This window comes from Actinoplanes regularis (assembly GCF_900188005.1).
GTDB classification, from domain to species: Bacteria; Actinomycetota; Actinomycetes; order Mycobacteriales; family Micromonosporaceae; genus Actinoplanes; species Actinoplanes regularis.
On record NZ_FZNR01000009.1, the window covers coordinates 135,389 to 151,801 of the forward strand.

General features: G+C 67.6%; 5 protein-coding genes. 1 reads left to right on the plus strand and 4 read right to left on the minus strand.

Annotated elements, in window-relative coordinates; genetic code table 11:
• The first annotated feature begins 67 nt into the window (after positions 1 to 67).
• A complete protein-coding gene (locus CHC09_RS23815) occupies positions 68 to 1,198 on the plus strand; it encodes an ROK family transcriptional regulator (protein WP_089295396.1) in 1,131 nt (376 codons plus the stop codon).
• Between the two features lie 66 nt (positions 1,199 to 1,264).
• Here the strand turns inward: CHC09_RS23815 and CHC09_RS23820 are convergent, their stop codons facing one another.
• The 4 genes from CHC09_RS23820 to CHC09_RS23835 all read right to left on the minus strand — a co-directional run bounded on the left by CHC09_RS23820 (position 1,265) and on the right by CHC09_RS23835 (position 16,231).
• Entirely contained in the window at positions 1,265 to 3,043 is a 1,779-nt protein-coding gene (locus CHC09_RS23820) for a VWA domain-containing protein (protein ID WP_239138474.1), read from the minus strand.
• Positions 3,044 to 3,223: 180 nt separating this feature from the next.
• Complete coding sequence (locus tag CHC09_RS23825) at positions 3,224 to 4,282, minus strand: lactonase family protein (RefSeq protein ID WP_089295398.1); 1,059 nt, start codon at positions 4,280 to 4,282, stop codon at positions 3,224 to 3,226.
• Between the two features lie 751 nt (positions 4,283 to 5,033).
• A complete protein-coding gene (locus CHC09_RS23830; protein ID WP_089295399.1) occupies positions 5,034 to 5,435 on the minus strand; it encodes a hypothetical protein in 402 nt (133 codons plus the stop codon).
• Positions 5,432 to 16,231 (minus strand): LamG-like jellyroll fold domain-containing protein, encoded by a 10,800-nt coding sequence (locus tag CHC09_RS23835; protein ID WP_089295400.1) that lies wholly within the window; start codon positions 16,229 to 16,231, stop codon positions 5,432 to 5,434. The genes CHC09_RS23830 and CHC09_RS23835 overlap by 4 nt, the downstream gene beginning before the upstream one ends.
• Positions 16,232 to 16,413 lie beyond the last annotated feature (182 nt).

Genomic DNA, 16,413 nt, shown 5'->3' on the forward strand with positions numbered 1-16,413 from the left:
ACTGGGAAACCGCTGCGATTTGTTTATTGGCTGAATTATTTGACCGGGGTATGGCATTGTCAAGGCCGTGACGGCCCGGATCTCCTCCCCCGCGAGTGCACCCGTCCGGCAGTCCAGCGTGCGGGCCCATAATCTCGCGCTGGTCCTGGACACCGTGGCGAACAGCGCGGATCGGCCCTCCCGGGCGGCCGTCGCGGCCGCCACCGGGCTCACCCGGGCCACCGTCTCCGCGCTGGTCGACGACCTGATCGCGGGCGGGCTGCTGACCGAGGTCGACCCGCCGCCGCGCACCGGGGCCGGGCGGCCCGCCACCGGTCTCGCGCTCACCTCGGCCGGCCCAGCCGGCCTGGGCCTGGAGATCAACATCGACTACCTGGCCGCCTGCGTCGTCGACCTGACCGGCACGGTCCGGCACCGCTTCGCCGAGCACGCCGACCAGCGCCCGGCCGGGGCCACCGCGGCGCTCGCCGCGCTGGGCCGGCTGGGCGCCCGGGCCCGGCTCGCCGCCGAGGCGGACGGCCTGACCGTCGCCGGCGCCGCGCTCGCCGTGCCCGGCCTGGTCTCCGGCTCCTCGGTCCGGGTCGCGCCCAACCTGGGCTGGCAGGACGTGGACGCGCCGGCCCTGCTGCGCGGCGTGCCGGAGCTGGCCGACCTGACGATCGCCGTCGACAACGAGGCGAATCTCGCCGCCCTGGGCGAGCTGCGGGTCACCGGCGGCAAACCCGACTTCCTGTACGTGTCGGGCGAGATCGGCATCGGCGCCGGGCTGGTGATCGACGGCGAGCTCTACCGCGGGGTCCGGGGCTGGAGCGGCGAGATCGGGCACGTCACGGTCTACCCGGACGGTCGCCCCTGCCGCTGCGGCGCGAACGGCTGCCTGGAGCAGTACGCCGGCCAGGAGGCGCTCGCCGCCGACGAACCGCTGGCCGCCGCGGCGCTGGGCATCGCGCTCTCCGCGGTGGTCAACCTGCTCGACGTGCCGGTGATCGTGCTGGGTGGGGCGTACGTGCCGCACTTCGGGCGGCTGCGGGACGGGATCGAGGCGGAGCTGCGGCGGCGGGTGCTGACCGCGGGGCTGGCGCCGGTCACGCTGCGAGCGGCGAGCCTCGGGGCGGAGGCGGCGGTGCGCGGCGCCGCGGACGTGGTGATCCGGGCGGTTCGCGACGATCCGGCCGCCTGGCTGCGCCGTACCCGATAGCTCCGCGGAAAGTCGAAGCGGCCGCCACCCCCTGGGGGATGGCGGCCGCGTGGTTGCCGGACGGTCCTACTGAACGCCGGTCCGCGAACCGATCGCCTGCAGGAAGATGTCGGTGATCTTCGTCGGGTCCTCGGCGATGAAGACGCCGCTGCCCTTGACCGCCCCCGAGATCGTCTTGAGCTCGCCCTTGTCCACCTCGGTGCCGATACCGATCAGCACGAGCCGGATGGGCTTCTTCGGATCCTGGGCCTTCTTCAGGTCCTCGAGCAGGGTCTGCTGACTGATGCCGTCGTCGTTGTCGTTCTGCCCGTCGGTGAACAGAAGGACCGAGTTGGCCTTGCCCGGCTGCCAGCTGGCCTTAGCCGCGTTGTAGGCGTCCCGCACCGTGTTGTAAAGGCCGGTGTTGCCATCCGGCTTCGGGTTCAGCTTCGGGATCGTCTCCGCGACGGCGGTCCGGCCGCTGGCCAGCGGCGTGACCTTGATCATCTGCTTCCACGCCTTCGTGCCGTTCATGTTGGTGGAGAAGGCCCACACGCCGACCGCCCACTCGTCGCTGAACAGCGAGAGACCGGTCACCGCCGCTTTCTGGGTGACCTGCGCCTTGCTCTGGTTACCCGCGGTCGGCACCGGGTCGCCCATCGAACCGGAGACGTCGAAGACCGCCAGCACCCGGCCCGGCTGGGTGGTCGCGTTCCAGGTACCGACCACCTTGCTCACCGCGGTGGCGTCCACGCCGGCGGCGGCAGTGCCGCCGGTTTCACCGCCACCGGCCGCGGCGGTGATCGCCGGAGACGCGGAGGGCGCACCGATCGGCGCGACGAAACCGGCACCGTACGTACCGTCCGGGGCACGCAGGCCGTGGCCGGCGAGCTCGTTCTTGAACGAGCTCGCGGTGAGCTGCTTGAGCAGACCCTGCGCGGCGCTGATCTTCTGACCGTCGACGACCTGCGGCAGCACCGTGAACGGGTAGTCCAGCGGGACCGAGGAACCGTCCAGGTAGACCGCGCTCAGCTCCACCGGCGGACGCTTCGCGTTGTACGAGATCACGTCCTCCTCGGAGAGCGGCGCGGCGCCGAGGCTCTCCGAGAGGGTGGCGGCATCGGCGGCCTTCGGGAACTGCGCCAGCAGCTCTTCCCGCAACTCCGAGCGGCTCTTGGAGAGGTAGGTGAGCGCCGAGACCAGAGCCTGGACGGAGCCCTTACCGGCACTGGCCGCCTGCTGGATAGCCATCAGGGCGGTCAGACCGGACGCATCCTTGGCCGGGTTGACGATGCCGAACTTCGCCGCCTCCGCCGAGCCGAGCTGCGCCTTGAGCAGCGAGGCCAGAGCGACCTTCTTGCCCTCCAGCTTCTGACTCTGCGCGATCGGCTGTGGCATCGCGACGACCAGTGGGCTCTGTGCCACTGAGGTGACCTTGGTGGGCTGGAAGCCGGACGCCTCGTTACGCAGGCGCAGCTGCCAGGTGGACGAGTCCGGGATCCAGACGTCGGGCACCTGGATCGTGCCGTCGGCCTGACCCAACCCGGCTAGGAGGACACCGTGCTCACGGGCGATCGCACTGGCCATATCGGCCGGATTGACAGGCGTCACCGCGACCGAGACACAGGTACCGCCGACGTTGCCTCCGTCCTTGGACCAGGCATCCGCGGCGCTGATGACGGCGGGTGATATCTCAGGGGCTGCAGCGACGGTCAGCGGGATGGAACCGGTGCACTTGGAATCAGCCAGTTGGCTGTATGCGAACCAGGTTCCCGAGACGACGACGACGATTGCCATCGCTCCGCCGACGACGCTCGCCCCTTTTAAGTTGAAGTTTCTACGATGGCGGCCAGACACGCGCTCCATACTGCGCATCCCAAGACCCGAATGCCATATACGTTCGGTCGAAACTTACTCAGATTGGCGTTTGCCGATCTAGAAAACACCCAGCGTAGTCACGCCACCTCAGGCAGTATCAAGTCCGGGCGTCCGAGCGCCCGCTTTTAACCACAAAGATCATTGATGCCCTCGGGTGCCCGATCTGACCTATAGCCTGATCATCGGCGGGTTCCAGCGAAGCAGACAGGTGGGGCTCAGCTCAGCGGCCGGCTCCCCTTGCGCAACGGGAATTCCGGTGTCCGGATCGACTCGAAAAACCGTCACGTTGTGTGAACGCTGATTGGCTACGTAGAGGTACTCAGCAATCAAGATCATGTGCCGTGGCCAGACTCCGCCGGTCGAGGTCTCGGCCATCCTCACGGCGCTCTCGCCGTCCCACCCGAAGGTGGTCACGGTGTCCGGCCCACGGTTCGCCAGGTACACGAAACGACCGTCCCGGCCGGTGGTCACCTCGGACGGGTAGACCGCGCCGGTCGCCTCGCTCGCCGCGACCTCGCCGCCGGCCTCCAGCGTCGGACCGCCTGCCGCCCGGTACCAGCCCAGCGTCCCGCTCAGCTCGCCGGCCAGGAAGAGCACGCCGTCGGCCGTATGGGTCAGATGCCGCGGCCCGGCGCCGGGCTTCGCCTCCACCGCCGGCTCCGGCGAGCCGAGCCGGCCGGAGACCGGGTCCAGGCGCGACCGCCACACCCGGTCCGAACCGAGATCGGAGATCAGCACGTCGGGACCGTTACGGTCGGGCACCACCATGTGCGCGTGCGGGCTCGCCTGACGTTCCAGGTTCGGACCGGCGCCGGTCAGGGTGAGCAGATCGGTGCGCTCCCCCGGCGCGCCTTCGGCGTCCAGCGGATGTACGGACACCGAGCCGCTCGAGTAGTTCGCCACGACCAGATGCCCGCCGTCAGCGGTGACCGCGAGGTGACACGGGTCGGCGCCGCCGGTCGGTCGGGTCGCGAGCGGGGTCAGCGAGCAGTCCGGGCCGACCGCGAAGGCGGAGACGGTCCCCTCCGTCAACTCGTTGACGGCGTAGAGGACCGGGAGGGTCGGGTGCTGGACCAGGAAGGAGGGGGACGGGGTGCGTGCGGCGAGCCCGAGCCGGGTCAACTGCCCGGTCGCGGGGTCTCGGCGCAGCAGCGTGATGCCGTCGCCCTCACCTCCGGTGTGCCCTGTGTAGGAACCGACGAAGACGTACTCAGCGTTCGCGCCCATGCCCCGATCCCATCACAGCCCGGTCCGGAAATCTCATCGCCATCACTTCTTTCCCGGCACAGAGGCCGTGACGTGCTGTGCCGGCACAGAGATGCCACCTCCGCTCACCTTCCGGCATCCGGTTGCCGACGGCAGCCGGCGCGTCCCGGCGTCCACCGCGTCCGGCGTTACGGTGCGGCCAGCGGAAAGGAGCGGTGACCGGGTGCCGGGGTGACGTCGCAAGCGATCGCGGACCGGGCCGGCGTGAGCCGGATGACGGTGTCCAACGCGTCTCCTTTCCCGACCGGCCTGGCGATCAGCCTGCTCACCTCGTCCGGCGCGGGCGACCTGATTCCGGCCCGAGACGGGGCGATGGACGGTGCGCTGGTCTACCTCCAGCCGAGGCGGCATCGAACCACTGATCATCCGCGATCCGTTCGAGCGGGTCGACGCCATTCGCCGCGACGCCCGCGAACTGTGCCCCGCCCGGCCCTCACGACGATCCGCCAAGACATAGAAGGAAAAAGGAAGGGCAGCGGCCGCTTCGCTGACCGCTGCCCTTCAGTCCACCCGGGACGGCAAGCCGTCTCCAGCACCACAGGTCTTGCTCCGAGCCACACTGACCATCCGCGACAGCACCGGCCCGTCGCCGCGACAGCTTTCCGCCATTCCGTTCGACTCCGACCGGACAGCAGACGACGATAGCGGCCTGAACCGCATCCAGGCAGTTCAGACCGCTATCGATCAAACACACGCAGAGAGCCTCGCGTCGCTAACCCTTCGGCCCAGAGTCGCCGATTCCCGCCTCGCGACGAAACACCTCGACGGCAGCCGGCTCCCTCTCGATCAGATCATCGTGATGATCTGGATCATGAATGAGCGACGGATACCCCCAAAGAGCCAACACTGGACCGCCATTCTCCACCACGGCGAACTCCCAATGAGCCGGCAACGCACCGTCCACGACGCGGAACAGGCTGATCGGCACCCAATACGACCAACCCGTGTCAACCACCACCAGGACATTCAGCCCATAGGTCGACAACTCCATAGCATGCGCACGGTACTCATTCCCGACGGTGATGTTGAACCGCGAGAACGGCGTGTTACCCGATGCCGCCAGCACGTCGGGAGGCAGGTCCCGACCCTGGCTGCCAACGCTAACGAGCTTCACTCGGGATCTTTCCTATCCTTGAACTTGAAATCGTCATAGACGCCCATGCTCGGGTTATGCACGTAGTGGATCTCAACGTGGTTGACCTCCTGGGACATCTTCACCCAGCCGTCATCGTGATTCCATCTCGTATCTTCCATCTTAGTGGAAAGACGGACCCCGAATTCTGGATTGGCCTTCGCCAGGTCCATTGCGTGCATCTCAGCCGGACTACCTACAGTTCTACCTGTAGATCCTCGCGACTTGAAGGGGGGAGGTGCCGCCTTAACGGGTTTCAGAATGACAGGCATGTCGTAGTTGCAGTAGCAATCATCTGCATGATCGCTGTTACCGCACTGGTTGTTATGGACCAGAACCGGCGTATCGCCGGTCACCACGTAGTAGGTGTGGATATTGGCGACCGTGAGGTCGCGCATCTCCTTGGTGTCGTCGTAGTTGCGGACCTCGTTCACGATGACGTCGCCGCGGCCCTCGACCTTGAGGTGGTCGCCGGGCTTGAGGTCCTTGGCCTCGGCCCAAGCCTTGGTGGTGTCGTTCCAGAACGGGTGGTTCTGGGTGGTGTTCAGGGTCGTGGACTTGCCGTCCTGATCCTTGACCGTGACGTCGGAGAACTGGTGGTCGGTGTTGCGGTGCAGCTCGGTGATCGACTGCTCGGACGACTTGCCCGTCTCCGGGTCAGTCGCCATGACCTTGTCGCCGACATTGACGTCCTGGATCGGCCGTGTCGAACCGTCGGCCATCAGAACCTTGGTACCCGGGTCGAAGCTGTGCTTACGCCCCTTCACCGGGCACCCACCGCCACCACCGATGCCGGGGATCAGGCCGGTAACCATCGGAAGGCCGCCGCTGGAGGAAGCTGAGCCTCCGCCAGAAGGCGCGCTGCCAGCCGGGGAACCGCCCTTGCCGCCGCCCTTCTTCTTGCCGCCGCCGAGGAGAGACCCCAGGCCGGGGACCATGCTCAGGGCTGCGGACTTGGTGTCGACCCGGCCGGTGGTAACGGCCTGGTTGAAGACCTCTTCGACGCCGTTTTCGACGGCCTCGGTAGCCATGCGACCGAAGAGGCCGGTGCCGACCTTGCCGGCGACCAGGGTGCCGATCTTGCCGGCGATAGCACCGCCGGCGCCGCCGATCAGGCCGGAGATCGCGCCGGTGCCCAGTGAGCCGAGGGCGTCGCCGAACGAGTGGATGTTGCCCTGGGCGGCGTCCTTGGCCAGGTTGACCAGGGCCGAGGCGCCGACCATGCAGGCCACCGCACCCGCGCCGGCGGTCGCGGCCGTACAGGCCATGCCGGCGAGGATGCCGACGCCGATCGCGGCGACCTCGATGATCGCGTCCTTGTGTTCGACGACGAACTTCTTGGTTGCCTTGGCCGCGTCCTTGATTGCCGCGACCGGGTTCTTGGCCACCCGTTTCGCGGCCGCGGTGACGAACTTGCCCGCCGCCTTGGCCTTCTTGACGACTGCCCTCGTGATCTTCGCCGCCTTGTGGGCGACGGCCTTCACGAACTTCTTGACCTTCTTCTTGATCTTGGCGACTTGTTTCTTCACGTACCGTTTCGCCGCGGACGCGTACCGCTTGACCTTCTTGATCACCCGGTGCGCGGCCTTCTTCACCGCCTTCGCCGCTCGGTGATAGGTGCTCTTCACCGCGCTCACCGAGCGGTGGTAGGCCGCTCGGGTGTACGAGTAAGCCGACGACACCGAGTGCGAGACGTACGACGAGACCGACGACACGCTGCGGCTCACGAAATTCGTGGCCTTCTTGAACACCGAACCGAAGCCCCAGTGGCCGGTCGGGTCGGTGACGGTGAGCGGGTTGGCGTCGCCGTACTGGTAGCGGTTGGCGTTGACCGAGTCACCGATCGGGCTGTTCGAGACCGTGTCACGGGTGTCGAACTGACCGGTGTCGGTGTTGTACCAGCGGGCCATCATGTTGACCCGGCTGGTCGTGGTGTCAGTCCACTCCGACTGGTAGCCGAGGTTCCCGACCATCTGACCGGCGTTCGCGACCACCTTGCCCAGCGGGTCGTAGACCGTTGAACCGTCCAGCGCCGTGCCGGTCGCGGTGTACTGCGCGACCACATCGTTGTGCAGGTCGGTCCAGGCCAGCTTGGTGGCACCACCGCTGCTGGCGGTCTCGGCAATCACCTGGTTCGCGGTACCGCGGACGTAGGTGGCCTGCCCATCCCTGGCCAGGTCATTATTGGAGCCGGTGTACGCGAACCCGTCCCGGATGACCCGGCCGAGCGCGTCGTACTGGTAGGTCTGCGTCCCGCCGTTGCGGTCACCCTGGGAGATGACCTGGTCGAACGCGTCCGCCTTGGTCAGCGTCGTGCCAGCGAAGCTGAGCGAGCCTCGGGCGGTGTAGTTGTAGTTCGTCCCGTCCGCCTTCAGCAGGCGGTTGCGGGCGTCGTACTCGAACAGCTTGCTGCCGTTCTGCAGCCGGTTGCCCGACTTGTCGTACGCGTACACCGTGGTGGCGGTCCCGTTGTTCCACGAGGTCAGCCGGTCGGCGTAGTCGTACGTGTAGGTGTTGGAGATCGTCTGACCGCCGAAGCCGGTGGTCTTCTTCGAGGTCAGATCGTCGTTGTCGTTCCAGCCGTACTCGATCTTCGCGATCGACGTGTTGGACGCCGAGAGCAGCTCGTCGCTCTTGAGTCGGTGCGCGTCGTCGTAAAGGAAGTTGCGGCTGGTGCCGGTCCCGTTGGCGATCTTCTTGACGTCGTTCAGAACGTCATAGCTGAACGTCTGGTCGACGTTCTTACCCGTGTTGGTCAGCTTCTGCAGCCGGCCCGCAGTGTCGTAGCCATAGTTCGTCGTCCCGGCCGCGTCGGTGCGCGAGGTCATCGCACCGTCGCCGTTGTAGGAGAACGAGGAGTTTCCGGACGGGCCGGTGAACGCCGTCGGCAGACCCCGGTCGTCGTAGGAGATCGTGTTGTCCCCGCCCACACCGGAGAACTTGGTGATCCGGCCGTCCTTGTCGTACCCGAACGTGCGGTCGACCGTGGCGGCCTCCGCGCCGGCACCGGACTGCCTGGTCAGCTGACCCATCAGGTCATAGGTGTTGCTGACCGTGACCCCACCGGGCTGCAGCTGCTTGACCGCTCGGCCGGCCTTGTCGTAGACGACGAGGAACGTCCGGTCGGCCAGGTTCGGATGTGCGGCCGTCGAGGGTTCGATCTGTGCGTCGGGCATGCCCCACGCGTTGTACGCGGTCCAGAACGCGTTGCCGCGGCCGTCGGTGAACCGGGTGCGGTTGCCCTCCAGGTCGTAGCCGAAGGTCGTCTCGATCGCGTCCGAGTCGTTGATCGGCTGGCGTTCCTTGGTCAGCATGCCGGTCGCGTCGTACTCGAACGTGGTCGTGTGCTTGCGCGGATCGACCGACGCGACCACGTTGCCGGCCGCGTCGTACTGGCTCGACTGGGTGGTCAGCAGCGTTCCGGTGGTGCTGTACTGGCTGCTGGACAGCGTCTGGCCGGCCATGTCGTACACGGTCGTGCCGTAGCTGTTGTCGGCCAGCGTGGTCCTCGTCGGGCGACCCAGACCGTCGTACGCGATCGTGGTCTTGTTGTTCGCACCGTCGTAGGACTCGATCGTCTCGCCCAGCGCGTTGTACTTCACGCTCTGCGTGACGCCGGTCGGCGAGATCACCTTCGACACCTGGCCGTTGGTGTCGTACTGGTACTGCGTCACGTGCGAGGCCAGACCCGACGACGTACGCACGTGCTGCTTGGTCTTGTCCTGCCGGCCCAGGTAGTCCCAGGTCGTCTCGGAGACCGCGCCGGTCGGGTCGGTCGCGGTAAGGACGTCACCGATCGAGTCGTACGTGTAGGTGGTCTCCCCGCCGTCGGCGGAGATCATCTTCGACAGCCGGTCCAGCTGGTCGTACTCGTAGCGGGTGATGTTGCCGTACGGGTCGGTGACGGTCTTCACCTCACCGGAGGTGGTGTAGGTGGTGGTCGTCTCCGTGGTGATCGGGTCCGACCCGTCCAGCGGGGTGTACTTCGGGCTGCGCTGCAGCGTCGGCTTGCCGTCGGCGTCGTAGTACGTCACCGACCAGTTGCCCAGCGCGTCCTTGGTGTCAGTGACCTCGCCGAACGTGTTGTAGCCGGTCCACGAGACCGCGTTCGCGACGCTCTCGCTGATCTCCCCGGTGCCGACCTTGAGCACCTGCTCGGCCTTGGCCGCCGGCGCGGTCGACTTGACCGCGTGACCGTCCTGGTCGTACGAGGTGTAGCTGGTGTTGCCCAGCGGGTCGGTCACCGAGGTGACGTTGTCTTCCTCGTCGTACGTGTAGCTGACCCGAGTGATCTTGTTGCTGGTCGCCGCGAGGGTCCCACCGGCCAGCGCCTTGACGTCGGTGGCCGACAGCGCCTGCTGGTACAGCTGGACGTCGCGGATGCTGCCCTTGAGGTTGTTCCCGAGGCTGGCGTTCCACATACCGGAGCCGATGTAGACCGGCCCGGCCGTCCCGAAGATCGCGCCGGTGGAGGTGCTCTCCAGCGTGCCACCCACGTAGAGCTTCGCCGACTGGTCAGCCGGGTCGTAGACGCCGGTCAGGTGGGTCCAGGTACCGGCAGCCGGAACACTCGTCGAGAGCGCCTCGGTGCCGGAGCTGGTGTCGGCGGCGTCGTCGCTGACCACCATGAAGCGCCATTTGCCGCTGTCCGCGTCGTAGGAGAGGTCGTACGGGGACTGCTGCTTGCCGCCGCCGCCGGAGACAGCCCGGTAGAGCTGCGCCTTGTCGGCGAGCTTCACCCAGGCCGAGACGGTGAACGCCCGGCGGGTGTCGACGGTCGCGGTGTTGCCGGTCAGCGTCTCGTTGCCGGACAGGACGGCGGCGCCGCCGCTGTCGCTGCTCCAGGTCACCGTTCCGGACGTGACGTCGGCCGGGCTGTTGCCGGCGCTGTCGGCGGCCCGGGTGCCGGAGCCGTCGTTGAGCTTCCAGCGGGCGACCGGGCTGACCGTGCCGGACACGTACTGGGTCTGCGCCAGGTTACGGCCGGCCTTGTCGTACAGCGCCTCGACCTTGCTCAGCACCGAGCCGGAGGCATCGCTCTGAGTCGTGCTCAGCGCGTGGTCGTCCTTGTCGTAGACGACGCTGGTGGTGCGCTTGAGCCCGTCCGGGTCCGCGGTCGAGGAGATCTCCCGGCCCGCGTTGTCGTACGTGTGCGTGGTCTTGGTCGTGTGGTTGTTGGTGTACTCGGTGGTGAGGTTGCCCGCGTCGTCGTACTCGTTCTCCTCGACGATGAACGAGCTCGTGCCGTCGGTGCGGACGACCTTGTTCTCCAGGCCGTTGTCCGTGTAGGAGTGCTCGGTCGTCCAGCCCTGTGCGTCCACCTCGGACGACAGCCGGCCGGCGCCGTCATAGGTGTTGCGGGCGACCAGAAGATCCTTGGCGGCCTGCGGGTGGTTCGGGTCGCCGGTCCAGCCGAGCAGCCAGGTCTCGGTCAGGTTGCCGGCCGCGTCGTAGACGCTCTTGGTCACCGTGTTGTCCGGGCTGGTCTGGGTGACCATCCGGCCCAGGCTGTCGTACGTGAACGAGGTCGTCGCCAGACCCGGCGTGGTCGAGCTCGTCTCCTGGCCGTACTGGTTGTAGGTGTGCTTCTCGACGCGCGCGGTGTCACCGCCGGTCGAGTCCTCCTGGCGGACCTCGGTGATGTTGCTGTCCAGGTCGTAGACCGTGGTGGTGACCTCGGTGTGGGTCACGCCGGTGACCCGGTTGAGCACCCCCGGAGCGGTCTCGACGGTCTCCCGGTCCAACCGGTCGTACGCGTGCCCGGTGGTCACGCCGCTCGGATTGGTGGAGGACACCTCGGTCTCGGTGAGCACCCGGCCCAACGCGTCGTAGGTGAACTTGATGACCTTGCCGGACGGCTCGGTCACCTGCGCCACGTCACCGGACTTGAAGTACGTGACGGTCTGCGAACCGCCACCCGGCATGGTCACCTTCGTCGGCAGGCCGGCCGGCGGAGTGCCGCCGTCCGCGGCGACACTGTTCGAGTCGGTGAACGCGGTCCTGGTGACCCGGCCCTCCGGCTCGGTGACCGTGATCAGGTTGCCCTTGACGTCGTACTCGTTGCTGGTCAGGTACCGGTTGTCCGCCTCGGTGGTCGAACCGGCGCCACGAACCGTCAGCAGCAGGTCGTTCTTCGGGTTCGGGGTCAACGCGGTGGTGGTCGCGTCCGGGAAGTACGTGTAGTAGACCGACGAACACTTCTTCGCCGACTGGTCCTGACACGTGACCGACTGCTTGGTGTTGCCCCGGGCGTCCTGGAACGTCTGGGTCAACATGCCGTTCGGGTCCCAGACCATGCTGGAGTAGCCGCCGACGTCGTACCCGTACTGGGTCGTCTTGCCGCGCTCGTCGGTCTGCGCCACGATCCGGTTGCCGTTGACCAGGTCGAAGTACGACAGCTGGGTGGCCCGGTTGCCGTCCGCGTCCGCCGGCGTGGTCACCGTGATCTGCGAGACCGGCATCGCGATCGGCGTCTTGGTGCCGGCGACCATCGTCATCGACACCGGCGCGGTCTGCTTCGCCTTGATCACGTGGTCGGCGACCTGAGCGGCGCTCAGCGTGCTGTCGTAGAACGCGACCTCGGAGATCGAACCCGGCCACCAGCCGAACTCGGCGGTGCCGTGCGAGGCCCAGTTGCCCGACCAGCGGCCGGACCCGACGTACGCGTGCACCGCGGTGGTCGCGACCGGAGCCTTGGCCAGCGTGGTGCCGACCTGCACACCGTCCAGGTACAGCGCCTGCGTGGTGGTCGACGCGGCCAGCGCGACGTGGTGCCAGTTGCCGTCGTTGACGGTGCCCGTCGTGGTGATCTGGTTGGCGGTCGCGGTCGAGCCGGACCAGAGACCACCCCGCAGCTTGCCGTCGACGCCGACATACAGCGCCGGGGTCCAGGGGCCGACCGCAGCCGTACCGATCACGTCGCCCTGGTAACCGAACAGCACACCACCCTTGGTGCTGCTCTTCGGCATCTTGAACCACATCTCGACGCTGTTCGGGCCGGTGGTCGGCACGTCGTCGGACGGCAGTTCGAGGTACGAGGTGGCGCCGTCGAAGGTCGCCGCGGTCGCGTCGGTGAACGGGCCGGCCTGGCCGACCTGCACCGCGTTGTACACCGCGGTCCCACCGGCCGCCTCGTTCAGCGGGTCAGCCGCGTTCTGGTCGTCACCGAGCCGCCAGTAGTCCTTGGGCTTGGCGCCCAGCACCGCACCGGCGTAGACCAGGCTGCTGCCGGCCACCGTCGGCTCGGCCAGCGTCCACGTCCCACCGTTCTCGTCGACGACCGACGCGACCCGGCCGGTGTTCTTGTCGTAGCTGGCCTTGGCGGTGATGCCGCCGCTGGGCCTGGTGACGGTGGAGAGCACCGGCTGGGTGGCCCGGCCGGACGTGTTCAGCTTGGTCACCATGTCGGTGGTCAGCGTCTGGTTGTAGACGGCCACGTCGGCGATCGACCCGGAGAACCAGGACGGGGTCGCCGGCGAGACGCCGCTGTTCGCGTGGTCCGGCCAGGTGCCACCGATGTAACCCACACCGATGTTGATGTTGGCAGCGCCGTTCGTGACCGGGAAGATCGTGCCGGCCAGCGTCGCCTCGGCCACGCCGTCCAGGTAGAGCGTCTGCGAGTCACCGGCACCGGCCAGCACCACGTGGTGCCACTTGGCGTCGGTCACCGTGGTGGTCGACTTCATCGCCTGCTGGGCGGTGCCCATCCAGAACTCGCCGCGCAGCTTGCCGTTCTTGTCGATGTACAGCGCCGGCGTGTAGTTGCCGGTGGTGCTGCCCTTGCTGATCGGGTCGCCGTTGTAGCTGAACAGCACACCACCGGGGGTGGAGGTGTTGAACCACATGCTGACCGACTGGTACTGGCCCTCGGCGATCAGGTTCGCCGGTAGCTGCACATACGAGTTGGTGCCGTTGAAGCCTGCGGTGGTCGGTCCGGCCGCGGCGAGCGGGCCGGCCTGGCCGAGGTTCACGTTGACGTAGCGGGCGGCGTCGATGCCGGCGTTCGACAGGACGCGGCTCTTCGCCACGGTCGCGCCGGCCGCCTCGTTGAACGGCCAGTACGTCTCCGGGTCCAGGTTCAGCACGGTGGTGCCGTGCTGCGCGGTCTGCTCGTAGCCGTACGCCCAGCAGTGCTGGTAGTCGTTGGGCTGGCAGACCTGGGCCAGGCGGTCGCCGGTGTAGCTGTACGTCCAGGTGTTGGCGCTGTTGGCGTCGTTCGCGTCGGTGCGGTCGGTCGCCACCGCCGACACGTGCGAGAAGCCCGCGCCGGTCGGCTTGGCCCAGAGGACCGTGAGCTTGCGACCGGAAGCACCGGTCAGCGTCGACGGATTGCCGTCCGTGCCGTACGCGATCGCCAGCGTGCGCCCGTTGGCGTCGGCGACCGCGGACAGCCGGAACACCTTGGCCCCGGTCAGACCGGTGTCCTTGCCGAAGGTGTAGACCGTCGCGTCCTTGTCGGTCAGCTTGTAGCCGGTGACCGTGGTGCCGCTCTTGATCTCCTCGAAGGTCGAGAACCGACCCGACGGCGGAATGAACGTGCCGGCCGAATTACGCCCGAACGCCACCTCCTCACCGGTCGGATAGGTGATCCGGACCGACTGCATGGTGCCCGCCGCGTCCAGCACCTGAGTCGTCTTGGCGTCGAGGATGCTCGACCAGCCGGTGCCGAACGCCGTGTCGGTCCGGGTGTCCAGGCTGTTGTAACTACGGTTGATCGCCAGCGACGGGCCGACCGTGGCGACGTTCGCGTCGGTCGCCGACGTCGTGTAGTTACCGATGCTGGAGTCGAACCCCTTGCCGCCGTTCTGCGCCAGGTTGCTGGTCACCGCCGGCTGCGGAACATTCGTGGTGAATGCGTACGCCGGGGTGTATGCGCCGTAGGCGGACTGGTCGTACGGCCGAACCGTGTACAGGTACGTCTGGTTCCAGGCGAGTTTGCCCGCCGGAACCGTCCACGACGAGGAAACCGCCGGCGACGTCGCGATTGTCGTCGCGCCGTCCCCGCTGAGCACCGTGAAGACGTAGGTCAGGCCCTTGCCCGGCCAGTTGTCCGAGTCATGGCCCTTGACCAGCAGTTCCGGGGTGAGCGTGGAGATCACCGAGTTGTTCGCCGGGTAGCGGACGTCAACCTGCGGCAGCACGTTGTTGCTGTAGGTGACCGAGAGCTCCGGCTTGTACGCGCCCGAGGAGAAGTTCGCCGCGGTGAACCGCTTCCACGAGTAGTTGTCGGTCTCCGAGGTGGTCAGCGCCAGACCGTAGTTCGGGTCGCCCTTGGACCAGGCGTCGATCGCGGCCGCGTCCAGCGGCACCGAGATCCACTTGCCCTTGCTCCGGTCAGCGCCGCTGTTCGTGCAGGCCGCGCCCGGGTCGGTGACGGTCAGCGAGCCGATCGCCGCGGAGTAGGCCGGCGAGGCGGCGATCGAGGTCGCGGCGGTCAGGTCGGCGACAGTCCACTTCTCGGTGGTCTTGCGGACGTAGAAGATCCGGTCGGTGTCGCAGCTGTAGGTCCAGGTCAGGTACAGCTTGAGGGTCGCCGCCGTGACGTGCTTGCCCTGGATGTCGGTGTCGAACTCGTCCAGGTGGATGAACGAACGGGCCTTGGTGGTGCCGCCGTCGTACGTACCGATCGGCAGGTTGTCGCCGTTGTTGTTGGTGTCCTTGTCGTTGTCGATGAACACGTCACCGGTGGTGCCGGTGGTCGTGGTCGGGTCGACCCGAACCGGGTAGACGCGCGCCGGGTCGTCCAGCCAGGCCCGGTCCGCCTCGACCTGCAGCGCGGTTCCGCCGTCCTGCTCGATCAGCTTGAACGTCACCTTGGTGGACTCGGCCGGGGCACCGGAGTGCGGGTCGACCTTGGAGTCCTGCATGGAGCCGCGGGGCAGCCAGGCGACCGCCTTGCCGGCCGCGTTGAGCAGCTCGATCCCGCCGTCGGCACCGACCCGCGGGGTCAGGCCGTGCAGGGTCAGCGGGTAGGTCCAGACGTTGGCGGCCCGCGGCGAACGCAGGACCATCGTCTCCTCGATGCCGGCGTCGAACGTCTGCAGCTCGAGGTCGGTGTCCGCCAGGATCCCCGGGTAGGTGGCCAGGTTGCCCTCCACCTTCGCGGTCACCGGGTTCGCGCCGAGAAGCGAGTAGCCGACGCTCTCACCGGTCGGCAGTTCCAGGTTCGCCAGCGTGGCGGGCTTGGTCGCGGTGTTGTTCGGCGATACGGCAGCGCTCGGCGAGGCAGTAGCGCCCGACGAAGCGGTGGCGCTCGGCGAAGCAGTGGCGCTGGGTGAAGCGGTGGGGCTCGACGACGCTGCCGGGCTGAGGGCGGCCGGCGCCGCGACGGGCGCCTTGGCGGCCACCGAGGTGTCGATCGCGTTGGCGGCGGCGTGCAGCCGGCCGTCCGACTCGCGGGTCAGGTTGGTGTCGATCTGCTGCCAGTCGCCCGACTCGTCGCGGAAGTTGACCGGGCGCGGGTACGTCTTCGTGGTGACCGTGCCGTCCGTGTTGGTGAACACGTCCGACCGCCGGGTCGCCTTGTCCTCGTCCCGGACGCTGGTCTTCGGGTCGAAACCCTCCTCGGCCGGACCGGTGCCGCCGGCCTTGCTGGTCGGGTCATGCGGCTGGTACGCATCCAGCGTCCCCGGGACCTGCTTGATCGGCCGCCCGGTCCCGCCGCGTCCCTTGGTGTCGGCGTACGACGCGTCCCGTGGGCCGCCGTCACCGCGACGTTGCTCCGGCGCCGGCGGCGCCGGGAAAGCCCATGCGGGCCGTTGTGACCACCAGGACCACAACCATGAAACCGGTAACTCTGGATCTTTGACGGCGCCGACCGGAGCGGCCACCGTCAATCCAAGAAGGACCGCGCATACAAACGCGATCCGGGCCAGCGCACGGCGCATCGGCCGCCCCTCCCCCGAAGCTGATAGAAAGCTGGGAGAGTGTGCATTGCCGATCTTCCAAATACAAGAACTCC

Coding starts and splice junctions, on each gene's coding strand:
- CHC09_RS23820 (WP_239138474.1), bottom strand. CDS start 3,043: ATGGAGCGCGTGTCTGGCCGCCATCGTAGAAACTTCAACTTAAAAGGG.
- CHC09_RS23825 (WP_089295398.1), bottom strand. CDS start 4,282: ATGGGCGCGAACGCTGAGTACGTCTTCGTCGGTTCCTACACAGGGCAC.